Annotated in this window: 19 protein-coding genes; 2 read left to right on the top strand and 17 right to left on the bottom strand. The window is 72.6% G+C overall.

From position 1 onward, the window contains the following. Window positions 1-7: 7 nt before the first annotated feature. From nadD to ABZ851_RS06155, 3 genes are all read right to left on the bottom strand, one after another. Window positions 8-619 (bottom strand): nicotinate-nucleotide adenylyltransferase, encoded by a 612-nt coding sequence (gene nadD / locus ABZ851_RS06165; RefSeq protein ID WP_311623709.1) that lies wholly within the window; start codon window positions 617-619, stop codon window positions 8-10. Between the two features lie 51 nt (window positions 620-670). Then, window positions 671-832 (bottom strand): hypothetical protein, encoded by a 162-nt coding sequence (locus ABZ851_RS06160; RefSeq protein WP_336049048.1) that lies wholly within the window; start codon window positions 830-832, stop codon window positions 671-673. A gap of 160 nt (window positions 833-992) precedes the next feature. Beyond that, window positions 993-1,142, bottom strand: a complete 150-nt coding sequence (locus ABZ851_RS06155) for a hypothetical protein (protein WP_164993054.1) — start codon at window positions 1,140-1,142, stop codon at window positions 993-995. Between the two features lie 153 nt (window positions 1,143-1,295). On the opposite strand from ABZ851_RS06155, the gene ABZ851_RS06150 reads away from it, so the two are divergent. After that, a complete protein-coding gene (locus tag ABZ851_RS06150) occupies window positions 1,296-2,414 on the top strand; it encodes a M48 family metallopeptidase (protein ID WP_361122812.1) in 1,119 nt (372 codons plus the stop codon). Here ABZ851_RS06150 and ABZ851_RS06145 read toward each other — a convergent pair. The 5 genes from ABZ851_RS06145 to proB all read right to left on the bottom strand — a co-directional run bounded on the left by ABZ851_RS06145 (window position 2,411) and on the right by proB (window position 7,534). Further along, entirely contained in the window at window positions 2,411-3,535 is a 1,125-nt protein-coding gene (locus ABZ851_RS06145; protein WP_361122809.1) for a hypothetical protein, read from the bottom strand. The two genes, ABZ851_RS06150 and ABZ851_RS06145, sit on opposite strands and share 4 nt — an antisense overlap. A 107-nt stretch (window positions 3,536-3,642) precedes the next feature. Further along, the gene (locus ABZ851_RS06140) at window positions 3,643-4,293 is read right to left on the bottom strand and encodes a hypothetical protein (protein WP_361122806.1); all 651 of its coding nucleotides are present in this window, start codon (window positions 4,291-4,293) and stop codon (window positions 3,643-3,645) included. A gap of 62 nt (window positions 4,294-4,355) precedes the next feature. Then, window positions 4,356-5,624: a glutamate-5-semialdehyde dehydrogenase gene (locus ABZ851_RS06135; RefSeq protein WP_361122803.1), complete on the bottom strand. Its 1,269-nt coding sequence runs from the start codon at window positions 5,622-5,624 to the stop codon at window positions 4,356-4,358. 72 nt (window positions 5,625-5,696) lie between these two features. After that, the gene (locus ABZ851_RS06130) at window positions 5,697-6,191 is read right to left on the bottom strand and encodes a hypothetical protein (RefSeq protein WP_361122800.1); all 495 of its coding nucleotides are present in this window, start codon (window positions 6,189-6,191) and stop codon (window positions 5,697-5,699) included. A 245-nt stretch (window positions 6,192-6,436) separates the two neighbouring features. Then, window positions 6,437-7,534, bottom strand: a complete 1,098-nt coding sequence (proB, locus tag ABZ851_RS06125) for a glutamate 5-kinase (protein WP_361122797.1) — start codon at window positions 7,532-7,534, stop codon at window positions 6,437-6,439. A gap of 467 nt (window positions 7,535-8,001) precedes the next feature. Between proB and ABZ851_RS06120 the strand changes: the two genes are divergently transcribed. Then, the gene (locus ABZ851_RS06120; protein ID WP_361122794.1) at window positions 8,002-10,089 is read left to right on the top strand and encodes a hypothetical protein; all 2,088 of its coding nucleotides are present in this window, start codon (window positions 8,002-8,004) and stop codon (window positions 10,087-10,089) included. A gap of 159 nt (window positions 10,090-10,248) precedes the next feature. Here ABZ851_RS06120 and obgE read toward each other — a convergent pair whose 3' ends face one another. The 9 genes from obgE to ABZ851_RS06075 all read right to left on the bottom strand — a co-directional run bounded on the left by obgE (window position 10,249) and on the right by ABZ851_RS06075 (window position 23,208). Continuing rightward, window positions 10,249-11,685, bottom strand: a complete 1,437-nt coding sequence (gene obgE, locus ABZ851_RS06115; RefSeq protein WP_336049055.1) for a GTPase ObgE — start codon at window positions 11,683-11,685, stop codon at window positions 10,249-10,251. A 176-nt stretch (window positions 11,686-11,861) separates the two neighbouring features. Next, window positions 11,862-12,119, bottom strand: coding sequence for a 50S ribosomal protein L27 (gene rpmA / locus ABZ851_RS06110; protein WP_018088248.1), 258 nt, complete (start codon window positions 12,117-12,119; stop codon window positions 11,862-11,864). A gap of 14 nt (window positions 12,120-12,133) precedes the next feature. Then, window positions 12,134-12,454, bottom strand: coding sequence for a 50S ribosomal protein L21 (gene rplU, locus ABZ851_RS06105; RefSeq protein ID WP_006605648.1), 321 nt, complete (start codon window positions 12,452-12,454; stop codon window positions 12,134-12,136). A 234-nt stretch (window positions 12,455-12,688) separates the two neighbouring features. Further along, window positions 12,689-16,534 (bottom strand): Rne/Rng family ribonuclease, encoded by a 3,846-nt coding sequence (locus tag ABZ851_RS06100; RefSeq protein ID WP_361122789.1) that lies wholly within the window; start codon window positions 16,532-16,534, stop codon window positions 12,689-12,691. 220 nt (window positions 16,535-16,754) lie between these two features. Beyond that, a complete protein-coding gene (locus ABZ851_RS06095; protein ID WP_361122786.1) occupies window positions 16,755-17,555 on the bottom strand; it encodes a TIGR03936 family radical SAM-associated protein in 801 nt (266 codons plus the stop codon). A gap of 48 nt (window positions 17,556-17,603) precedes the next feature. Further along, entirely contained in the window at window positions 17,604-18,752 is a 1,149-nt protein-coding gene (locus ABZ851_RS06090; protein WP_361122783.1) for a hypothetical protein, read from the bottom strand. A 52-nt stretch (window positions 18,753-18,804) separates the two neighbouring features. Further along, window positions 18,805-19,377: a GNAT family N-acetyltransferase gene (locus ABZ851_RS06085; RefSeq protein WP_361122780.1), complete on the bottom strand. Its 573-nt coding sequence runs from the start codon at window positions 19,375-19,377 to the stop codon at window positions 18,805-18,807. A 77-nt stretch (window positions 19,378-19,454) separates the two neighbouring features. Further along, complete coding sequence (locus ABZ851_RS06080; RefSeq protein ID WP_129296425.1) at window positions 19,455-21,380, bottom strand: TIGR03960 family B12-binding radical SAM protein; 1,926 nt, start codon at window positions 21,378-21,380, stop codon at window positions 19,455-19,457. Window positions 21,381-21,561: 181 nt separating this feature from the next. Further along, window positions 21,562-23,208 (bottom strand): CYTH and CHAD domain-containing protein, encoded by a 1,647-nt coding sequence (locus ABZ851_RS06075; protein WP_361122777.1) that lies wholly within the window; start codon window positions 23,206-23,208, stop codon window positions 21,562-21,564. Window positions 23,209-23,401 lie beyond the last annotated feature (193 nt).

The following is a 23,401-nucleotide window of genomic DNA, read 5'->3' as shown; positions in this document are numbered from 1 at the left end:
AGCCCCGTCAGCGGTCGTTGCGGTACAGCTGTTTTTTGTCGATGTAGCGCACCACACCGTCCGGCACCAGGTACCAGACCGGATCCCCCTGGGCGACGCGTGCCCGGCAGTCGGTCGAGGAGATGGCCAGCGCCGGCACCTCGACCAGCGACACCGCCCCCGCGGGCAGCCCGGGGTCCGCGAGGACATGGCCGGGCCTGGTCACCCCGATGAAGTGGGCGAGCGAAACCAGCTCCGCGGCATCGTGCCAGGTCAGGATCTGGCTGAGCGCATCGGCGCCGGTGATGAAGAACAGATCCGCGTCACGGTGCTCCGTCCGCAGGTCACGCAGCGTGTCTATGGTGTACGTCTTGCCGCCGCGGTCGATGTCGATGCGGCTGACGGAGAACTGCGGATTCGACGCGGTCGCGATGACCGTCATCAGATACCGGTCCTCGGCCGGGGACACCTTCTTGTGGCTCTTCTGCCACGGCTGTCCCGTCGGCACGAAGATGACCTCGTCGAGGTGGAACTGACTGGCCACCTCGCTGGCGGCGACCAGGTGTCCGTGATGGATCGGGTCGAACGTGCCGCCCATCACTCCGAGTCGCCGCTTCACGGGCCCTGTGTGCTCTCCCATGCGTGCAGACCCTACTGGGCTGTGCGCGATGCCGGGGGCCGGGTGCCGGGCTCAGCGGTCCCGGTTGAAACGGGTGGTGATCCAGAGCAGGAGGAGCAGGACAAACAGGGCGCCGCCGCCGGTCACGAAGGGGCTGAGGCTGGCGTGACCGCCCTCGTGTCCGGGCTCGGCGGCGAGGGAAACCAGGGACTGTGCGGTGGTGTGCAGGCTCATCGTCGGCAGGACCAATCCGGGCTGGGGTCGGGCAGAGACTTCCACCACATCGTAAGCGCCGCCTCACCGCGGGCTCACGGCGACTCCGCCCGGAGGCGTCCGGGCCGTGCGCGTCAGGTCACTCCTGGCCGGGCTCAGGTCAGTCCTGGCCGGGGTCAGGTCAGTCCTGGCCGTAGCCGCGCAGCAGGAACCAGGCGAGCAGGCCGGCGCCCACGAAGCCGACGACGATCACGGTGCGCAGGATCCACCCGGGTCCACCGTCCCTGGCGGTCTCCTGGGCTGCGGCGAGCAGCACGCTCGGATACGGCATGACGGTGCGCTCCCTCGGGTACGGCCCGTGCGGTCATCTGCAGGGGCCCGTGCGGTCATTGGTGCGATCGCCAGCGTACGCCCGAGCATCCATTCTCCTGTCGGCGGCGTCCTCTAGTCTGAAACACACGCAGTCGAACAGGGGGAGGCCCCAATGACGGAGAGCCCAGGCGGCAGCGCGAACGTTCCGAGCCGGGACCGGCGGCGATTCCCCGGAATCTCCTCGCGGTCGTACGAGCACCCGGCGGACCGTTCGGCGCTGGTGGCGCTGCGCAAGCTGAGCGGGTTCGACACGGTCTTCAAGACGCTCAGCGGCCTGTTGCCGGAGCGCAGCCTGCGGCTGCTGTTCCTGTCGGACTCGGTACGGGTGGGCGAGCAGCAGTTCGCGCACCTCAACGACATGCTGCGCGACGCCTGCTACATCCTGGACCTGGAGAAGGTCCCGCCGATGTACGTCAATCAGGACCCGCAGCCCAATGCCATGTGCATCGGCCTGGACGAGCCGATCATCGTGGTGACGACCGGTCTGGTCGAGCTGCTGGACGAGGAGGAGATGCGGGCGGTCATCGGCCACGAGGTCGGGCACGCGCTGTCCGGGCACGCCGTCTACCGCACGATCCTGCTGTTCCTGACGAACCTGGCCATGAAGGTCGCCTGGATCCCGCTCGGCAATGTCGCGATCATGGCGATCGTGACGGCACTGCGCGAGTGGTTCCGCAAGTCGGAACTGTCCGCCGACCGCGCCGGACTGCTGGTCGGCCAGGACCTGCAGGCCTCGATGCGCGGCCTGATGAAGCTGGCCGGCGGCAATCATCTGCACGAGATGAACGTCGATGCCTTCCTGAAGCAGGCGGACGAGTACGAGGCCGGCGGCGATCTGCGCGACTCCGTGCTGAAGATCCTCAACCTGCTGCCGCGCAGCCACCCGTTCACGACCGTACGGGCGGCCGAACTGAAGAAGTGGGCGGCCAGCCGCGACTACCAGCGGATCATGGACGGCCACTACCCGCGCCGGGACGAGGACAAGGACACCTCGGTCTCCGATTCGTTCCGGGACTCCGCGGCCCACTACGCCGACTCGGTGCGCAACAGCAAGGACCCGCTGATGGGCCTGGTGCGCGATATCGCGGGCGGTGCGGGCGATCTGGGCGGCAAGCTGCGCGACACGGTCTTCCGTGGCGGCACGCGCTCCGACGGCCCCGGCAACGGCAGCAACGGCAACGGCAACGGCAGCAACGGCTCCGGCGGGAGCGAGGGCCCGGAGGCGTCCTAACGCAGCGGATGGCTCGGCTTCGGCTGGGCGGAGGGCGCCAGCTCACCGCAGAGCGAGGGGTTGGCGCGGTCCCTGGCGTAGGGGTCGGTGCCCCGGGGACGGTCCTGGCCGGCGTGCTGTCCCGCGAACAGCGGGCGCAGCGCGTCGGCGGGCCGCGAGGAGCAGGCCAGCGGCCCGGCCTGCAGACTGCTCTGCACGACCTCCAGGCGGTGGTCGTTGAGGTTCTCCCGGCTCAGCCGGAAGTGCACCTCACGCCGGACGGTGACCAGCGAGGCGGCGCCCGGGGTGGGCTTGCCGATGCCCTGGCCCGGGGCCTTGGCCGGGGCACCGGGCGCGGGCCGGACGGCGTAGACGAAGGTGTAGTCGGCGGTGACGTCCAGCGCGTCCGGGCTCAACTCCGACGCGGCCAGCGTGCCGTTGACCCGTACGTCCGGGTCGGCGAGCCGGGTCTGCCGGGGGTCGAAGCGGATCAGCCACCCGGTCGCCGCGTCGTGGCCGTTGTCGTCGGGGCGCGCCAGGCTGCGGTCGAACTGGTCGAGTTGGCCGGTGTCGAGCAGCAGCCGCACCGGCCGTACGGACCCGCCGGTGAGGGTGTCCGGGTCCAGCGAGGACCGGACGAGGTAGTCCTTCGCGACGGTCAGGGCGGCGACGATCTGACCGTCGGAGAAGTGCTCGGTGCGGGTGACGGCGGGCAGATTGACGCCCGCCGCGCCGATCCGGTAATTGGCCGCGGGGCTGTGGGCGAAGAGGTCCCCCGGTGTCGCTCCGGGTACCTCCCCGGCCGGCGCGAGGGGCACCACCGCGGACCGCAGCGGCTGCGCCCGGACCGTCTCCGGGGTTTTGTACGGGTGGCGTACGCCCATGTAGACGGCGGTGCCGAAGGCGAGGACGATCAGCAGGACCAGCAGGACGGCCTGCCGTGAGCCGCCCAGCCGCATCCAGGCGTGCCGGGTCTTGACGGCCGGTGAATGGTGCTCACCCAGCCGCTCGTCCGCGGAGAATTCCTGCAGTCGCGCAGCACGGACAAACGATTCGTCGAAGACGACGGATCGGTATTCGTCCTCACCGCCTCCCGGGGCGCCGTTGGGCGTCCCTTCGGGAGGGTCCCCAGGCCCGGTCATACAACAAGAGTAGGTCTGCCGGGGCGAAGGTAAACGCCGGGGCGGCGGGCAACTTCGTGACGGGATTCCGTTTCGAAAACGCGTTTTGCGGGCACGGCGCCACGGCGTCAGTGCGGCTTGGGCGCCGCCGGGAACGACGGGCGCAGGGGCTCGGCCGACGGCAGGCCGGGGCGCGCCGTGCGGACGCTGTCCAGGACACCCGTGGCGGGGGCGTCCACACCGCTGGACGTGGGTGCCGGTGCGGGGCTCTGGGTGCGTCCCGAGGAGCCGCGGTAGACGGCGCTGAAGGCCAGCGCGACCAGCCCGATGCCCATCACCACGGCCAGCACCCAGGCGACCGGGCGGTGCCAGCGGGTGCTGCTGCGGTAGGGGCGCAGGGCGCCGCCGTAGGGGCCGTACGGGCCGTAGGGCGGGTAGTCGCCGAACTCGCCGTCGTCGTACTCGGCGTAGTCGGTGTACCCGTCGAAGTCGTCGCTCCCCCGGACGCGGCGCCGGCTGCGCAGGCCGGTCTCGTCCACGTCGTCGCCCTCCGGGCCGAAGCCGGGCCCGGAGCGGGCCGCCTCGGCCTCCGCGCGCGCCTCGGCGGCGGCCAGCATCCGCTCGACCGCCGAGGGTTCGTGAATCTGCGCGGACCGGACGAATTCCTCGTCGAAGACCACGGAGGCGAATTCTTCGTCCGCTTTTCCGTGGCTCCCGTGGTGGTGCTCGTCGGGCTCTTCACCGTCCGGGAACGGCTTGCCCCCCACGTCGTCCGGCACCCGTCCAGGTTAGCCCCGGGCGCTCATTTTGGGCAGGGAGAACGGGGAATCCGGGGGACGCTTCAGCGGGTGTGGCCGTCTCCGGTGAGGATGTACTTGGTGGAGGTCAGCTCGGGCAGTCCCATCGGGCCGCGGGCGTGCAGCTTCTGCGTCGAGATGCCGATCTCCGCGCCGAAGCCGAACTGGCCGCCGTCGGTGAAACGGGTCGAGGCGTTGACCGCGACGGTGGTGGAGTCCACCAACTGGGTGAAGCGGCGGGCGGCGGCCTGCGACGTGGTGACGATCGCCTCGGTGTGACCGGAGGTCCAGCGCCGGATGTGGGCCACCGCGGCGTCCAGGTCGGGCACCACGGCGGCCGCGATGTCGTACGAGAGGTACTCCGTCGCCCAGTCCTCGTCGGTGGCGGGCGCGACCAGTCCGGGGCCCGCCTGCTGCCAGGCGGCGTCGCCGTGCACGATCACGCCGGCCTGGGTCAGCGCCTCCAGGGTGCGCGGCAGGAACTTCTCGGCGATCCCGGCGTGCACCAGCACCGTCTCGGCGGCGTTGCAGACGCTGGGCCGCTGGGCCTTGGAATTGACCAGGATGTCGAGGGCCATGTCGAGGTCGGCGGCCTCGTCGACGTAGACGTGGCAGTTGCCGGTGCCGGTCTCGATCACCGGGACCGTGGACTCCTCGACGACCGTGCGGATCAGGGAGGCGCCGCCGCGCGGGATCAGCACATCGACCAGGCCGCGGGCGCGCATCAGCTCGCGCACCGAGTCGCGGCTCTCGCCGGGCACCAGCTGCACCGCGTCGGCGGGCAGCCCGGTGCTCCGGACGGCGTCGCGCAGCACGTCCACCAGGGCGCTGTTGGAGGCGTACGCGGAGGACGAGCCGCGCAGCAGCACCGCGTTGCCGGACTTCAGGCACAGGGCGGCGGCGTCCACCGTCACATTGGGCCGGGCCTCGTAGATGATGCCGATCACCCCGAGGGGGACCCGGACCTGCCGCAGGTCGAGCCCGTTGGGCAGGGTCGAGCCGCGCACCACCTCCCCCACCGGGTCGGGCAGCGCCACGACCTGGCGGACGTCCGCGGCGATGGCCGCGATCCGCTCGGGGGTGAGGGTGAGCCGGTCCACGATCGACTCGGCGGTGCCGGCCGCCCGCGCCTTGTCGATGTCCTCGGCGTTGGCGGCGACGATCGCGTCGGTCCGCTCCACCAGGGCGTCGGCGATGGCGAGCAGCGCCGCGTCACGGGCCGTACGCGGCTGCGGCGCCAGGACGGCGGCGGCCTCCCGCGCGCGGCGGGCGGTCTCGAGAACGGGCGAGGAGTGCGATGCGCTGCTGGTCATGGCCGCAGCCTAACGGGGCGGCGGGCCGCGGCCACGCCGTATCTCACAGCGCGGGACGCGGACGACCGAGGGTCAGAAGGGGTGGACGCCGACCGGGGAGGCCGGGGGCGGACCGTAACCCTCCGCTACGCGCTGATGGTAGGTATCACGGTCGATGACCTCCAGGCCGACGATCTCCCACGGCGGCAGCTTGGCCGTCGAGCGGTGCTCGCCCCACAGCCGCAGCGCGACCGCCGCGGCGTCGTGCAGGTCCCGCGCCTCCTCCCAGTAGCGGATCTCGGCGTGGTCGTTGGCGTAGCGGCTGGTCAGCAGGAAGGGATGGTCGTGGGCGAGCTGTTCCAGTGCCCGCCGGACCTCCTTCAGCGGGGCCTCGGCGCCCGAGACGCTGAGCGTGATGTGCCACAGCCGGGACGTCTCGCGCTGCCCGGCGTCCGGTCCGCGCTGTGCCGCCCCGTCCCGCTGTGCACCGCGCTCGTCCGGCCGGCCGGTGTCCTCGCCGGTTCCGACGCTGGTCAGCGTGCGCTCCGCCGTCCCTCGGGGCAGCGCCCCTGGGCGCCCTCGTCTCACCGGCGGCCTCCTGTGATGCGAATCGCTCCGCCCTCGGGGGTGCGGAGCCTCGTACGTCGGCGGGTGCGCTCGCGCGCTGCGGGCGCCGCTCCCCTACGGCATCCCCGCAACAAAGTTGACCAGCCCGCGGCCCGTCGCGGGGGCGTTTTCCCCAAGGTCTCCACGGAAAGGCCGGTCTCCGCACGGCGTGGTGGGCGGGGTTCACGGAGCGTGACGCCCTCGGCCGGAGGGCACCGGAGCGTGGCTCAGGGGTGCAGCAGCACCAGATCGTCGCGGTGCACGATCTCCCGCTCGTAGGCGGGCCCCAGCTCACGGGCGAGATCGCGGGTCGAACGCCCCATCAAACGGGGGATTTCCCGGGCATCGAAATTGACGAGCCCCCGGGCGACCGCGCGGCCCTCGGCGTCCCGCAGCTCGACCGGGTCACCGGCGGAGAACTCGCCGTCCACGGACGCGATGCCGGCCGGCAGCAGCGAGGAGCGCCGGTCGACGACGGCCCGTACGGCGCCGTCGTCCAGGACGAGGGCGCCGCGCGGCGTGGAGGCGTGCGCGAGCCACAGCAGCCGGTCGGCGGAGCGGCGGCCGGTGCGCAGGAAGTGGGTACCGGTCGAGCCGCCGGCCAGGGCGTCCGCGGCGTGCACGGCCGAGGTCAGGACGACCGGGATGCCGGCCGCGGCCGCGATCCGGGCCGCCTCGACCTTGGTGACCATGCCGCCGGTGCCGACCCCGGCCTTGCCCGCGCTGCCGATGGAGACGCCCTCCAGGTCCGCGGGGCCGCCGACCTCCGCTATCCGGGAGGTCCCGGGGGCGGACGGGTCGCCGTCGTAGAGGCCGTCCACGTCCGAGAGCAGGATCAGCAGGTCGGCGCGGACGAGATGGGCGACCAGGGCCGCCAGCCGGTCGTTGTCGCCGAACCGGATCTCGTCGGTGGCGACGGTGTCGTTCTCGTTGACGATCGGCACGGCACCCATGGCCAGCAGCTGGTCGAGGGTCCGGTAGGCGTTGCGGTAGTGGGCCCGGCGGCTGGTGTCGTCGGAGGTCAGCAGGACCTGGCCGGCCCGGCGGCCGTAGCGGGCGAAGGACGCGGTGTAGCGGGCGACGAGCAGGCCCTGGCCGACGCTGGCGGCGGCCTGCTGCCGGGCCAGGTCACGGGGCCGCCGCTCCAGCCCCAGGGGCGCCAGCCCGGCCGCGATGGCTCCGGAGGAGACCAGCACGATCTCCTTGTCCTGGTGCTTGGCCAGCACGTCCACCAGCGCGTCCACACGGTCCGCGTCCAGTCCCCCGGCGGCCGTGGTCAGCGAGGACGAGCCGACCTTCACCACGATCCGGCGAGCGTCCTTCACGTCCTGCCTTGCGCCTGCCACCTGCGTACCCCTGTGCTCGCCGATCTCACCGCCGTACGGGGGATTACCGCCCGACCCGCACCACGGCCCTACGGGCGCAATCTACGGCAGAGCGGACCCCGGGCGCTTCGTGATATTGCCTGGCGGACGCCCTGCGGGCGGGAGGGGCCGTCTCCGGCGCCCGGCGAAGGGCGCAGAATAGGGGCCGAAATGCCGGGCGTTGCTTCCGTGCCTTTCCCCGCCCGCGCGGTTTTCCTTAAGAGGGAAGCCGAGGCCAAGAGGTTGCGTTCGATTGGTCCGCTTTCGCGGTGATGAGAGCCACAGCAGATTGTCACCAAGGCCAACAAGGTCATACGGTCGGGTGTCCATCGGTCCCGTTTCGCCGCTCCGGCGGCGTCGCAGCGCGGGACCCGGCCGCCCCCCTCGGCCTCCCCTTTGACCTTTCGTGCTGCCAGGAGCCCTCCCCCGTGCCTTCCGCCGGAATCGCCCCCCGCCGAGCCGTCCAGCTCGCGGCACTCTTCGCGATGATGGTCGCGTTCACCGCCCAGTTGGTCGGTGCGCTGCTACCCGTCATCCCGCTGTTCATCGCCGCATCCGTGGTCAACCTGGGTCTCGACCTGGTCCTCCAGCACAAGCAGCCCGGCCTGCTCGCGGTGCTCGGCCGGATCCGGTTCGATGTCACGGTGCGCCAGTTGCTGCGCGACATGCTGATACTGGTCGGCCTGCTGCACATCGACGGCATCAACCCGCTCGAGGAGCAGGCGCCGCTCACCATCACGCTGCTCCTCTTCTACGGCACCCACTTCGTGTGCCAGGCGGTCGCGGTGCTGGTCCGCAGGACCCGCAGTCTGCCGTTCGTGACCCGCAACATCGACGCGAGCGCGCTGCGACTGTGTGACGCCCCGCCGCGCATCCTCTCCCGCCAGACGGGCCGGCGGCTGCTGCGCTTCTCCGTGCCCACCACGGTCGGCATGATGCTCACCGCGATCACCACCGACGCCTACTGGGGCGGCATCGGCCTCGCCGTCTCCCTGACCCTGTCCGCCGGCGGCACCCTCTACCTGGGCACCTGGCTGCTGCCCAAGAAGCGGGTGGCCAGCGAGAAGCAGGCCCTGGCGTGGCTGGACGACTGGCTGGCCGAGTACCGGCCGACGGTCGGCATGTACTTCTCCGGCGGCTCCTCCTCCGCCTACCAGGCCAACATGTGGCTGAGCACCCTGGCTTCCCTCGACGGCAACCCGATCATCGTGCTCCGTGAGCGCTTCATGGTGCAGAAGATCGAGGCCACGGACGTGCCGATCGTCTGCATCCCCAAGGTCGCCAACCTGATGCGGCTGGAGCACTCCACGCTCAAGGTCCTGCTGCACCCGGCGAACTCCGGCAAGACCTCGCAGATCCTGCGCATCCCCTCCATCAAGCACGCCTTCACCAACCACGGCGAGAGCGACAAGCTGTCCTCCTGCAACCCGTACGCCAAGGCGTACGACGAGGTGTGGGTGGCGGGCCCGGCGGCCCGTGACCGCTACCAGCTCGCCGACATCGGCGTCGAGGACAAGGACGTCATCGAGGTCGGCCGCCCCCAGCTGGCCCCGATCCAGCCGTACGCGGGCGCCCCGGCCGGCCGGATGACCACCGTGCTGTACGCCCCGACCTGGGAGGGCTGGGACGGCAACCCCGGCAACACCTCGGTGATCCTGGCGGGCGAGAACATCGTCCGCGAACTGCTCGCCGACGAGAACGTGCAGCTGCTGTACAAGCCGCACCCGATGACCGGTTCCGTGGACCCCCGGGCGGGCGCCGCCAACACCCGCATCCAGGCGATGATCGCGGAGGCGAACACCCGGCGCAGCGGGGAGCGTCCCGGCCCGGAGGCCGCCGCCGAGCTGACCCGCCGCGCCGAAGAGCTCAGCGCGCTGACCACCTCCGCCTTCCGCAAGAGCGCGGACGAGCTGGAGCGGATGGGCCTGCAGGGCACCCCCGAGGAGGGCCGCGCCGCCGCCGTCGAAGCAGCCGTCACCGCCTGGGAGGCGGCGTACTGGAACTCCTTCCCCCGGTGGGAGCACCGCGTCATCACCACCGCCCGCCCCGGCATCTTCAGCTGCTTCAACCAGGCCGACGTGCTGATCAGCGATGTCTCCAGCGTGGTCTCCGACTACCTGAGCAGCGAGAAGCCGTACGCGGTCGCCAACACCTCGGGGATGAGCGAGGACGACTTCCGGGCGAACTTCCCGACCGTGCGGGCCGCGACGATCCTCACGCCCGACGCGCACGAGGTGGCCGGTCTGCTCGACGCGGTCCGCAACCCGGAGCGCGACACCCTGGCCGCGGAGCGGGCCGAGCTCAAGGAGCACCTGCTGGGCCCGTCGGACCCGCCGTCGTCGGTCCGCTTCAACCAGGCCGCGCTGGAGCTGGCCGCGAAGGCCGACGAGCGGCGCATCCGGATGGAGAACCGGCTGTCCGGTATCCCCGGCCAGCGCTCTCAGGAGGACGTGGACGCCTCCGAGACGGCCGAGAACGAGGCCAGTGGCGCCTCGGACACCACGGCCGCCGTCTAGGCCGCAGCGGGCCGCTCACGGCTTCGGCCGCGGCGCGGGACCACACCGACAACGGGGAAGGCCCCCGGGAGGAGAACTCCCGGGGGCCTTCCCCGTTGCTGCGGCCGCTGCCGTGGCCGCTGTGCCGGGGCAGTCCGCCCGGCGGGCCGCCCGGCGGCCTCAGAAGGGCCGGAAGCCCTCGTACTCCTGGTCGGCCTCGTCCCGTGCCAGGTCCCGGTCCCTGCGGCGCTGCGCGGCCGGCCGGGGCGCCTCCATACGGTGGTCCTCGCCGCGCCGGCCCAGCATCTCCGCGCCGGCCGCCATCATCGGCTCCCAGTCGAAGACGACCGCGTTGTCCTCGGGTCCGATGGCGATGCCGTCGCCCGCGTGCGCGCCCGCCTTGCGCAGCTCGTCCTCGACGCCGAGGCGGTTGAGGCGGTCGGCGAGGTAGCCGACGGCCTCGTCGTTGTTGAAGTCCGTCTGGCGGACCCAGCGTTCGGGCTTCTCGCCGCGCACCCGGAAGAAGTTCTCGCCCTCCGCCGTGATCGTGAAGCCGGCGTCGTCGACGGCCTGGGGCCGGATGACGATACGGGTGGCCTCCTGGACGGGCTTGGCGGCGCGGGCCTTGGAGACGACGTCGGCGAGCGCGAACGACAGCTCCTTCAGGCCGGTGTGGGCGGCCGCGGAGACCTCGAACACGCGGTAGCCGCGCTCCTCCAGGTCGGGGCGGACCAGGTCGGCGAGGTCCTTGCCGTCCGGGACGTCGATCTTGTTGAGGACGACCATCCGGGGCCGGTTGTCCAGGCCGCCGTACTGCGTCAGCTCCTCCTCGATGATGTCGAGGTCGGAGACCGGGTCGCGGTCGGACTCCAGGGTCGCGGTGTCCAGGACGTGCACCAGCACCTCGCAGCGCTCGACGTGCCGCAGGAACTCCAGGCCCAGGCCCTTGCCCTGGCTCGCGCCGGGGATCAGCCCGGGGACGTCCGCGATGGTGTAGACGGTCGAACCGGCCGTCACCACACCGAGGTTGGGCACCAGGGTGGTGAAGGGGTAGTCGGCGATCTTGGGCTTGGCGGCGGAGAGCACCGAGATCAGCGAGGACTTGCCGGCGCTCGGGTAGCCGACCAGCGCGACGTCCGCGACGGTCTTGAGCTCCAGCACGATGTCGCGGGCCTCACCGGGCTCGCCGAGCAGCGCGAAACCGGGGGCCTTGCGGCGGGCGGAGGCCAGCGCGGCGTTGCCGAGGCCGCCGCGGCCGCCCTGCCCGGCGACGAAGGTGGTGCCCTGGCCGACGAGGTCGGCGAGCACATTGCCCGCGCGGTCCAGGACGACGGTGCCGTCGGGGACCGGCAGGACCAGGTCCTGGCCGTTCTTGCCGGACCGGTTGTCGCCCGCGCCGGGCTGGCCGTTGGTGGCCTTGCGGTGCGGGTGGTGGTGGTAGTCGAGAAGGGTGGTGACGTCCTGGTCGACGACGAGGATCACATCGCCGCCCCGGCCGCCGTTGCCGCCGTCCGGGCCGCCCAGCGGCTTGAACTTCTCCCGCATCACGGAGGCCACGCCGTGGCCTCCGTTACCCGCGGCGACGTGCAGCTCGACGCGGTCCACGAAGGTGGTCATGGTGGGGGTGCCTCCAGATAACTACGGGTATGTCGCTGTGCTGCGCGCTTGTCCTGTACAGCGCGCACATCTCTGTCCTAACACGCAAGGGCGGACCGGCCTTCCCGCTCGCGCGGGAGAAGGCGGTCCGCCCCTGAGTGATGCTGATGCTGAGCTATCGCTCGGTCAGGCCGGAATTACTCGGCGACCGGAACGATGTTCACGACCTTGCGGCCACGGTGGGTGCCGAACTGCACCGCACCGGCAGCCAGCGCGAACAGGGTGTCGTCGCCGCCGCGGCCGACGCCCGTGCCCGGGTGGAAGTGGGTGCCACGCTGGCGGACCAGGATCTCACCGGCGAGGACGGCCTGACCGCCGAAGCGCTTCACGCCGAGCCGCTGAGCATTGGAATCGCGACCGTTCCGAGTGGACGATGCGCCCTTCTTGTGTGCCATGTCTCCTCAGTCCCTTACTTCGCCGGAGCGTCGATGCCGGTGATCTTCAGCGCCGTGTGGAGCTGGCGGTGGCCGATCCGCTTCTTGTAACCGGTCTTGTTCTTGTACTTCTGGATCCGGATCTTGTCGCCCTTGTGGTGGTCGACGACCTCGCCCTGGACCTTCACGCCGGCCAGGACCCACGGGTCGCTGGTGACCGAGTCGCCGTCGACAACCAGCAGCGTCGAGAGCTCGACGGTGTCGCCGACCTTGCTGGTGGAAATGCGGTCAACCTCGATGACGTCGCCAACAGCAACCTTCTGCTGGCGTCCGCCGGTGCGCACGATCGCGTACACGCGGAACTCTCTTTCGCTAGGAACGGATCCTCTGATGCCAGCCGCTCACACGGGCTCGGGATGGGGCCCGTGGAATCCGAGTGGACGAGCGGCCTCCCTCGGCGGACCGAGAGGTGTTTGCTCAGGGGTTCGGTGTCACAGACACCGACGGTCAAGATTACGGGGCCTTGACCAGGGGGTCAAACCGGCCCCGGACCGCTGACGGTCCGGGGCACGGCCGTGCTGCGCCGCGGCTTACGCCACGCCCTCCGCCTGCGCCACCGACGACTCCTCGGCAGCAGCGGTCTTCTTGGCCGCCGCCTTCTTGGTCGTCGCCTTCTTGGCGGTGGTCTTCTTCGCCGTGGCCTTCTTGGCGGTGGTGGCGGTCTTCTTCGCCGCCGCCTTCTTGGCCGTGGTCTTCTTCGCCGCGGTCTTCTTGGCGGTGGCCTTCTTGGCCGCCGTCTTCTTCGCGGTCTTCTTGGCCGCGGGCTCCGCCTCCGCCCCGGCGTCCGCGGCGGGCTCCGGCTCGCCGACCGGCTCGGCCGACGGCGCCGGCTCGGCGGGCACCACGATCTCGGCGGCCTCACCGGCGGCCTTGGGAGCGCCCGCCGGAGCGGTCACCTTCCGGGTCGCGCGACGGCGCGGACGGGCCGGCGCGGGCTCCGCGGCCGGCGCCTCGGCGACCGGCTCGGGGGCCTGCTCCGGCTCGGCTGCCGGGGCCGGCTCGGCCGGCACCACGATCTCGGCGGCCCCACCGGCGGCCTTGGGGGCACCCGCCGGAGCGGACACCTTCCGGCTCGCCCGGCGGCGGCCACGGCCGCGTCCGGCGGCCGCCTCGGCCTCGGCCGGGCTGCCGAACCACTCGTCGGTCCCCTCCACCGCGGGCTGCAGCTCGGCCTCCGTCACGGGGGCGGGCTCCAGCTCGGGGGCGGCGGCCTCCGCGGCCCCGGCCTCCGGGGCGGGCTCGACGGCCTCGGCCTCGTGGACGTGCGGCTCGGGCTGGGTGCCCTTGCCCTTCTTCTTGCGCTTGCCACCGCCGCCGGCCGTCGTCGGCTGGTCCATGTGGACGATGACGCCACGGCCGTTGCAGTGCACACACGACTCGGAGAAGGACTCCAGCAGGCCCTGGCCGACCCGCTTACGGGTCATCTGGACCAGGCCGAGCGAGGTGACCTCGGCGACCTGGTGCTTCGTACGGTCCCGGCCCAGGCACTCCAGCATCCGCCGCAGCACCAGGTCCCGGTTGGACTCCAGCACCATGTCGATGAAGTCGATGACGACGATGCCGCCGAGGTCGCGCAGCCGCAGCTGGCGCACGATCTCCTCGGCCGCCTCCAGGTTGTTCCTGGTGACCGTCTCCTCGAGATTGCCGCCCTGACCGGTGAACTTCCCGGTGTTGACGTCGATCACGACCATCGCTTCGGTCTTGTCGATCACCAGCGAACCACCGCTGGGCAGCCAGACCTTGCGGTCCAGCGCCTTCATCAGCTGCTCGTCGATGCGGTACGTCGCGAAGACGTCGACGTCCGAAGTCCACTTCTGCAGCCGGTCGGTGAGGTCCGGGGCCACGTGCGCGACATAGCCGTGGATGGTCTGCCACGCGTCGTCACCGCTGACGATGACCTTGGAGAAGTCCTCGTTGAAGATGTCGCGGACCACCCGGACGGTCATGTCCGGCTCGCCGTAGAGGAGCGACGGGGAGCTGGTGGAAGCGGCCTTCGCCTTCTTCTGGATCTCTTCCCACTGCGCCTGCAGCCGCTGGACGTCGCGCGCCAGCTCGTCCTCGCTCGCGCCCTCGGCGGCGGTGCGCACGATGACGCCCGCGTCCTCGGGGACGATCTTCTTGAGGATCTGCTTCAGCCGCGCCCGCTCGGTGTCGGGGAGCTTACGGCTGATACCGGTCATCGAGCCCTCGGGCACGTAGACCAGGTAGCGGCCGGGGAGCGAGACCTGGCTGGTGAGCCGGGCGCCCTTGTGGCCGATCGGGTCCTTGGTGACCTGCACCAGCACGGACTGGCCGGACTTCAGCGCGGTCTCGATGCGGCGCGGGCCGTTGGCCATGCCCAGCGCCTCGAAGTTGACCTCACCGGCGTACAGCACGGCGTTGCGGCCCTTGCCGATGTCGACGAAGGCGGCCTCCATCGACGGCAGGACGTTCTGCACCTTGCCGAGGTAGACATTGCCGACGTACGAGGTCGCCTGCTCCTTGTTGACGAAGTGCTCGACGAGCACGTTGTCCTCGAGGACGCCGATCTGGGTGCGCTCGCCGCTCTGGCGGACGACCATCACCCGCTCGACGGCCTCGCGGCGGGCCAGGAACTCCGCCTCGGTGATGATCGGCACCCGGCGGCGGCCCTGCTCGCGGCCCTCCCGGCGGCGCTGCTTCTTGGCCTCCAGGCGCGTCGATCCCTTGATCGACTGCACCTCGTCGGCGCTTGTGCCCTCGTCCTTCTTACGGGGCTCGCGGACCTTGACGACCGTGCGCTCCGGGTCGTCGGTGCCGGTGGACCCGTCCTCGCCGGCGTCACCGGTGCGACGGCGGCGGCGACGGCGACGGCGGCTGCTGCTGGAGCCGCCGCCCGGCTGCTCCTCGGCCTCCTCCTCCGCCTCGGGCTGCTCGTCGGCCTCCTCGGGCTCGGCCCGCTCGCTCTCGCGCTCCTCGGCGCCGCGGTCCTCGGCGGACTCCTCGGCGCCTTCGGCGGACTCACCGCGACGGCGGCGACGGCCACCACGGCGGCGGCGGCGCGAGGGACGGCCGTCGGACTCGTCCTCGCCCTGGCCGCCGGCGGCCTGCTCGGTCTCCGGTTCGGCCGCCGCTCCGGCCTCCTCCGCCGCCGGCTCCTCGGCGGGGGCGGCGGACACCTGCTCGGGCTCGGCCGGGGCGCCACGGCGGCGACGGCGGCGCGCACCGGCGGGCTGCTCCTCCACGGCCGGCTCGGCGGCGGTCTCCTCCTGGCGCGCCGCGGCAGCGGCGGCGGCCGCGGTCTCCGGCGTCTGGAACATCGGCTCGGTGAAGACCGGTGCCTGGAAGACGGCCGTCGGGGGCCGCTGCGCCCGGCGGCGGCCGCGCTGCGGCGCCTCCTGCGCGGGCTCCTCCTCGGCGCGGGGCGCCTCGGCGGCGGGCTCGGCGGCTCGCTCACCTCGGCGGCGGGCCCGGCGGCGGGGGGCTTCGGCGGTCTCGTCCTGGGCGGTCCCGGTGTCGGCGGTCCCGGGGGTCGCGGCCTCGGCGGCCGGAGTCTGCTCGGCCTCCGCTTCCGCGGCCTGCGGCGCGCCCGCGGGGGCGGTGGCCTTACGGGTGGCACGGCGGCGGGCGCGGGCGGGCCCCGCGTCCTCGGCGGCGGCCGGGGTCTCCTCGGCGCTCTCGGCCGGGGCGGCCGGTGCCACGGCCTCGGCGGCGGGCGCGGCGGTCTCCACGACCGCCTCGCCGGCGTCGCTCGCCTGCGGGGCTCCGGCCGGAGCGGTGACCTTACGGGTCGCCCGGCGGCGGGTACGGCGCGGTGCGGCGTCCTCGGGCTCCTCGGCGGCGGCCGGGGCGGGCTGCGCGGCGGGCGCGGGCTCCTCGGCGGCGGCCGGGGCGGCGGGCGCGGGCTCTTCGGCGGCGGGCTCCTGACCGGCCTCGTGCTGCGGGGCACCGGCCGGGGCGGACACCTTGCGGGTCGCCCGGCGGCGGCCTCGGCGCGGCGCGGCGTCCTCGGCCTGCGGCTCCTCGGCGGGCGCCTCGGCGGCGGGCGCGGGCGTCCCGGCGGCGGGTTCGGCGGGGGCCTCGGCCGGTTCGTCACCGGCCGGCTGCGGGGCTCCGGCGGGAGAGGTGACCTTACGGGTCGCGCGGCGGCGGGAGCGGGCCGGCTTGGCCTCGTCCCCGGTGGTCACCGCGGAGGCGGCGGCCTCCTCGCCGAGGGCCGGACCGGCCTCGGCAGCGGCGGTGGCCTCGGTGCTCACCACCTCGGCTGCGGCGGCGCCACCGGCCACCGGAGGACCGGCCGGCCGGGAGGCCGCACGGCGCCGGCGGCGCGGCGGCAGCGTGTCGCTGGGTGAGTGATTGTCGTCGGCACCACGGTCCTGGGACTGCGTGGCGCGGGTGGGCTCAATGGGCTCGAGCATGCGGGCGGTTCTCCCGTCACGCTCCCGGGCGCCGCGCCTGATTCCGGCCGCGGTCCGCGTGATGAGCGCGGTCCCGCTGTCCGGGGCGTGGGCGCCGCACGGGAGCTGTCGTCTCGCTCGCCGATCCCCGTAGGGCAGGGACCGGCGAAAGTCTCCTGGTCAGTGCGTCTGCCGGACCGGGGTGGCTCCCTGGCTGATCGGCGACGCGACGACGGCGGTCCTACGCAGTACCGTCCCCGGCTGCCGGGGAGGCCCCGCTCGTCACCTTCGCGGCACTCAGCCCGGCGGCCGTGGGTGGGGCGGCCGTGGCAGCGTCGCGGTCGGGCTCAAGCGGGTCGGTCACCGCGCCGGTCTCCTCATCGAGCAGCCCCTGCGCCAGCCTGGTCACCGCTGCGGGGACCGGCGGCGCCAGGTCGGCCGTAGCTCGGAGGCCGGACAGGACGTCGTCGGGTCGAACGGCAGGTGTCAGATGCCGAACAACCAGCCGCAGTATCGCACAGGCTTTGCCGTCAGGCCTATCGCCGGCGTGACCGGTGGCCTCCAGACGCGTCACCGCGGCCCGTGCGTCAAAGGTCCGCATGCCGTTTTTCGTCCGCCGCTCGACCAGCACCTCGTCCGCGGCGAGGAACGCCTCGACCGCTCGGCCGGCCTCCTGGGGCTCGACCCCGTCGAGCCGGAGCTCCCACACCGAGGCCTGGAGCCGGTCGGCCAGGCCGCTGGTGCGGGCCTCGACCGCGTCGGTCACATCGAGCCCGGGCGGCAGCGACGCGTCGAGCAGGGTGCGCAGCGTGTCCGGATCGCGGTGCTCGGTGAGCTGGATCTCCAGGTACTCGGCCTCGCTGCCCGTACCGGTCGGGGCGGCGTTGGCGTACGACACCTTGGGGTGCGGGGTGAAGCCCGCCGAATAGGCCATGGGGACCTCGGCGCGGCGCAGCGCCCGCTCGAAAGCGCGCTGGAAGTCGCGGTGGCTGGTGAACCGGAGGCGGCCGCGCTTGGTGTAGCGCAGTCGGATGCGCTGCACCGCCGGTGCGGGCGGCGGGCCTTCGGGCTGTCGCTTGCCCAGTGTCGTTCAGTCCTTCGTGAGTGCGGTCGTACTGCTACCTAGAGTACGTGTGCCGGGGGCTTCCGGTTCCCGCCGGGGCTCGGCAGCGGTGGCCGGCCGGGGCGCCGCGGGGGCGCCGAACAGTGCCCGCCGGATCTCCCCGCGGGTCTGCCGCACGGTCGCGCGGGCGGTGCGCAGGGTCTGCCGGACCGGCCGCCAGATGCCGTCCCGGATGCCGTGCCCGACAGGGGTGAGCACCGTGCGGTACACCCACCGCAGCGGCTCGACGAGGACCCACCGCAGCACCGCGGCGAGGAAGCGGCCGAGGGCCCTGGAGATGATCCCGGCGGCCCGCCAGCAGTGCCCGAGCGCCGCTGCGGTCTCGCGCACCACCACCGTCACCACGGCGGCCGGCAGCCGCCAGGCGGGCACCAGCACATACCGCCACAGGGTGACCAGCGGCACGACCACGAGCCACCGCACGAGGGTGGCGAGAACGGTGCCGAGGGCGCGCACCAGCCAGGCGAGGCCCCGTCCGGCCGGTGTCAGCACCTGGGCGTACAGCCACTGGGCGGGCACGACGACGAGCAGGCGGACCAGCCATGCCAGGACCGCGCCGGTCCCCCGGCCGACGGGCGCCAGCACATACCGCCACAGGGCCACCCACGGCCACACGAACAATGCGCGGCCCAGCCATCCCAGGGCCGTGCCCAGTCCGCGCAGCAGCCAGGCGAGGCCGTGCCCCACCGGGGTCAGTACGTGGGTGTACAGCCACTGCGCGGGGAGCACGAGCAGCCGCCGCACCAGCCACGCCACCGCCCTGCCGGTCCCCCGGCCGGCCGGGGCGAGGACGGCGCGCCACAGCCACCCCAGCGGGGCGACGACCAGCGTGCGCCAGGTCCACCCGAGCGGGAGCACGACGAGGGTGCGCCAGGCCCAGGCCAGGGGGACGACCACGAGGGTGCGCCACAGCCGGGCGAGGCCGCGGCCGAGGGGGCGCAGCACGCTCCGGTCGACGGCCCGGCCGGCGGCGGTCAGCGCGTCCCACACCAGGCGCACCGGCACCACGAGCACCAGCACCACGATCCGTACCGGAATACGGACCACTTGGGTCACACAGCCCTCACCCGGCGCGTAACGGGCGGGCACCCGCCGCTCGTTGTCGGTGGGCTCCATCCGGCCCCTCCCCCTTGTTCTTCCGTACCCGTACGACGTGTCCCGCGGCCCTTCAGACGCGCCGGTGCGGCTGTTCTCCGACGCCGGGCGCGGCCGCGTGGATCCAGTAGCGCAGCTTCTCCCCCCGCTGGTCCTCGAAGACCCCGCCGCAGGCCTCGATGACCTTACGCGAGCCGGTATTGGTGTGGTCGCAGGTGACCAGCACCGGGTCGATGCCCAGCTCGTGACGGGCGACGGGCAGTGCGGCGCGCAGCATCGCGGTGGCGTGACCACGGCGGCGGGCACCGGGGCGTACGGCATAGCCGATGTGGCCGCCGTAGTGGAGGAGTTCGTCGGTGAGGCGGTGGCGGAAGGTGACCCGTCCCAGATAGCTGCCGTCCGCCACCCACCACCGGGTGGTCTTGGGGACCACCCCGTCGGCGCGTTCCTCACCCGGTGCGCCGCTGATCGCGTCGACATACTCCGCGAACCCCTCCGCGGTCGGCCAGCGGGTGGCCCAAGTCCGCAGCTCGCGGGCGAGGCTGGAGTGCGCCACCTGCTCGGCGCCGTCGGCACGGAACTCGTCCATCGCGGCGAGGAAGGAGGCATGGACGCGGACGGTGGGGGCGATGAGCTGCGGTGACATCACGTCATTGTGCGGGAGTACACCACGGCCCGGCCCCCGGGGTGCGGGGACCGGGCCGAAGAGGCATACGGGAGGCGCTACTTGACGACGGTCAGGGGCAGCAGCTTCTTGCCGGTGGGGCCGATCTGGATGTCGAGGTCGAGCTGCGGGCAGACGCCGCAGTCGAAGCACGGGGTCCAGCGGCAGTCCTCGACCTCGGTCTCGTCGAGCGCGTCCTGCCAGTCCTCCCAGAGCCAGTCCTTGTCGAGGCCGGAGTCCAAGTGGTCCCAGGGCAGGACCTCTTCGTACTCCCGCTCGCGGGTGGTGTACCAGGCGACGTCGACTCCGAAGCCGGGCAGTGTCTCCTCGGCGGCCTTCATCCAGCGGTCGTAGGAGAAGTGCTCGCGCCAGCCGTCGAAGCGGCCGCCGCCCTCGTAGACGGCGCGGATGACCGAGCCGACGCGGCGGTCGCCGCGCGAGAGCAGGCCCTCGACGATGCCGGGCTTGCCGTCGTGGTAGCGGAAGCCGATGGAGCGGCCGTACTTCTTGTCGCCGCGGATCTTGTCCCGGAGCTTTTCGAGACGGGCGTCCGTCTCCTCCGCCGACAGCTGCGGCGCCCACTGGAAGGGGGTGTGCGGCTTGGGGACGAAGCCGCCGATGGAGACCGTGCAGCGGATGTCGTTCTGCCCGGAGACCTTGCGGCCCTCGGCGATGACCTTGACCGCCATGTCGCCGATCTGGAGCACGTCCTCATCGGTCTCGGTCGGCAGACCGCACATGAAGTACAGCTTCACCTGCCGCCAGCCGTTGCCGTAGGCCGTGGAGACCGTCCTGATCAGGTCCTCTTCGGAGACCATCTTGTTGATGACCTTGCGCATCCGCTCGGAGCCGCCCTCGGGCGCGAAGGTCAGACCGGAGCGACGGCCGTTGCGCGTCAGCTCGTTGGCAAGATCGACGTTGAAGGCGTCCACCCGGGTCGAGGGCAGCGACAGGCCGATCTTGTCTTCCTCGTACCGGTCGGCGAGCCCCTTGGCGATGTCGCCGATCTCGGTGTGGTCCGCGGAGGACAGCGACAGCAGGCCGACCTCCTCGAATCCCGTGGCCTTCAGGCCCTTGTCCACCATGTCGCCGATGCCGGTGATGCTTCGCTCCCGTACGGGGCGCGTGATCATGCCGGCCTGGCAGAAACGGCAGCCGCGGGTGCAGCCACGGAAGATCTCGACCGACATCCGCTCGTGGACGGTCTCGGCCAGGGGGACGAGCGGCTGCTTGGGGTAGGGCCACTCGTCCAGGTCCATGACGGTGTGCTTGGACACCCGCCACGGGACGCCGGAGCGGTTCGGCACGACACGGGAGATCCGCCCGTCGGCCAGGTATTCGACGTCGTAGAACTTGGGGACGTAGACGCTGCCGGTCTTCGCCAGGCGGAACAGCAGCTCATCGCGGCCGCCGGGCCGGTCCTCGGCCTTCCAGGCGCGGATGATCTCGGTGATCTCCAGCACCGCCTGCTCGCCGTCGCCCACGACCGCGCAGTCCAGGAAGTCCGCGATCGGCTCGGGGTTGAAGGCCGCATGGCCGCCCGCCAGGACGATCGGGTGGTCCTCCGTGCGGTCCTTGGACTCCATCGGGATACCGGCGAGGTCCAGGGCGGTGAGGAGGTTGGTGTAGCCCAGCTCGGTCGAGAAGGAGACACCGAGCACGTCGAAGGCGCCGACGGGGCGGTGCGCGTCGACCGTGAACTGCGGGACGTGGTGCTCACGCATCAGCGCTTCGAGGTCCGGCCACACGCTGTACGTGCGCTCGGCCAGCACGCCCTCGCGTTCGTTGAGGACCTCGTAGAGGATCATGACGCCCTGGTTGGGCAGACCGACCTCGTAGGCGTCCGGGTACATGAGCGACCACCGCACATCACAGGAGTCCCAGTCCTTGACGGTGGAGTTCAGCTCACCGCCGACGTACTGAATGGGCTTCTGCACATGCGGGAGCAGGGCCTCGAGCTGCGGGAAGACCGACTCGGCAGACATCTCGAACCTTCGTGAGCTGGCAGGGGGCGACTCTCAAGCGTAACCGCTCGAAGCCACCCCCCTCGCACGGCGATGCGGCAGGCCGCGGCACGCCTGCTGAGCAGGCGGGTGGCGGGCGGCACCGGGGGCGCATGGCGGGACGGCCGGCCGTCGTGCGGTGGGCGGCCCGCCCGCCGTGCGCTCACGGCCGGAGCGCGGCCCGGTGCTTGCGCCGGGAGGCCTTCTTCCACCGGCGTGGCAGCTCCCGCTCCCGGTCCGCCGCACGGGCCTCCTCGCGCCCGTGGAGCAGACCGAAGGTGAAGCCGCCCTCACCGGCCCGCTGTGCCTGGGTGGCCAGCTCGCGCAGCGCGCCGCGCGCCACCACGCTGTCCTGGTGGTCGCCCAGCAGCTGCTGGACCCGCTTGATCCGCTTGGCGAACTTCTTCGCCGGCCGGCCGAGCGCCGGACGGGCGGCCTCCGCCGCGTACCGCGTCCGCTTGGCGGCCTTGCGGGCGCCGTGCAGCGCCTCGTCCCGCGCCTGCCCGGCCGGGGCCGCCAGCGCGGCCTCCACCCGGCGGGCCAGCCGCCGGTAGTCCTTCAGCACGGCGCCGGCCACCACGTCGGGCGCCGGCCGGTCCGCGGCCGGGCACAGCGGCGGCTCCTGAAGGAGGGCGTGCAGGGTCTTCAGCAGCTCCAGATAGCGCGGTCCGTCCAAGACGGAGAGCACTTCCCTGCGCGCGTCGGCCCGGCGCCGCTCGGACCAGATGCGCAGCCGGGCGGCCACCGGTCCGAGCCGCAGCGTCCGGGGCACCTCGGCCAGCGCCTGCTCCAGCCGCGCGGTCAGCACCTCCCGGTCCCGGTCCACCCCCAGCTCCGCCGCCAGCCACTGGAGCTCCAGGCCGATGGGCCGGGTGGCGGCGCGGTCGAGCACCTTCGTGTACGAGCGGAAGGCGCTGCGCAGCCGGCGGGTGGCGACCCTCATCCGGTGTACCGAGTCGGGCAGATCGCGCCGTACCGCCGGATCCAGCTCGATGATCACCCGTACCTGCTCGCGGACGTACCGGAGCACCACGTCTCCGGCGGTGGGTTCCTTCTTCTTGCCGGCCGTGGCCTTGTTCTTCCCGGCCGTGGCCCTGTTCTTCGCCGTCATGGCTTTGCCTCCGCGCTTGCCGGAGCCTTGCGGGCGGGACGTTCCCCCTCCGGCGCCGGGACGCGCGGCGCGCTCGCGCGCCAGGCCCGTCTCGGCGAGCGCCCGCGCCAGCTTCGACTCCGAGGAGGCGGGGCGCGCCCCGGCCGCGACCAGGGCCCGGCCCACCTCGTCCAGCAACCCGCTGTCGCCGTCCCCGAGCAGTTCCACCTCGATCTCGCGCCACCGGGCCCCGGACGCGCCCGCGCCGCCCTTGGCGGACTCCCCCGCCCGCTGTGCGTGTACCTCGTCCACGGCCAGCTCCGCGAGCGGTGCGCCCGCGGCGTCGCGCAGCACCCGGACCGTGCGCCGCGTCCGCAGCCGGACGAGGGGCACCAGCTCCCCCTCCAGCACCCGGGACCGGACGAGCGCGGTCAGCTCCGGGGGCGGTGCGTCGGACAGCGGCGCCCGCACTTCGTCCCGGACGCCCGGCGCGACCGGCAGCTTCAGGTGCCAGCCCGCGTCCCTGCCGCCGGTGCGTCTGCGCAGCGTGAGGGCGTCGGCGGCGAGGCGCTGGTCAGGAGTGTCGTAGTAGCAGGCGTCCAGCTCCTCGACACCCGATTCCGCCACGCTGGCGACCCGGCCGGCACCGGCCAGGTCGGGCAGCCGCGCACCGTCGTCGATTTCGTACTTCCGTTCGATTTCCCGCACGGTGTCCGCCATGCATCGAGGCTAGCCACCCACCCCCGCCCGGGCCACCCACCCGGGCGGGGAAAACCGCCCCACCGCGCGGTCCGCGGCAGGGGTCCGCGGGAACGGGTAGCGCCGCACACGCCAACTGCGTTACTCTGTGTGACGAATTGAGTACACAGAGTACGAATCAAGCGGGCAAACCCGCTCGCCACTCACTCGCCCC

Origin of the sequence: Streptomyces sp. NPDC047049 (assembly GCF_040643995.1) — a bacterium.
GTDB lineage: Bacteria > Actinomycetota > Actinomycetes > Streptomycetales > Streptomycetaceae > Streptomyces > Streptomyces mooreae.
The sequence above is the reverse complement of the archived record's forward strand: the minus strand, read 5'-3'. Positions and strand labels throughout refer to the sequence as shown.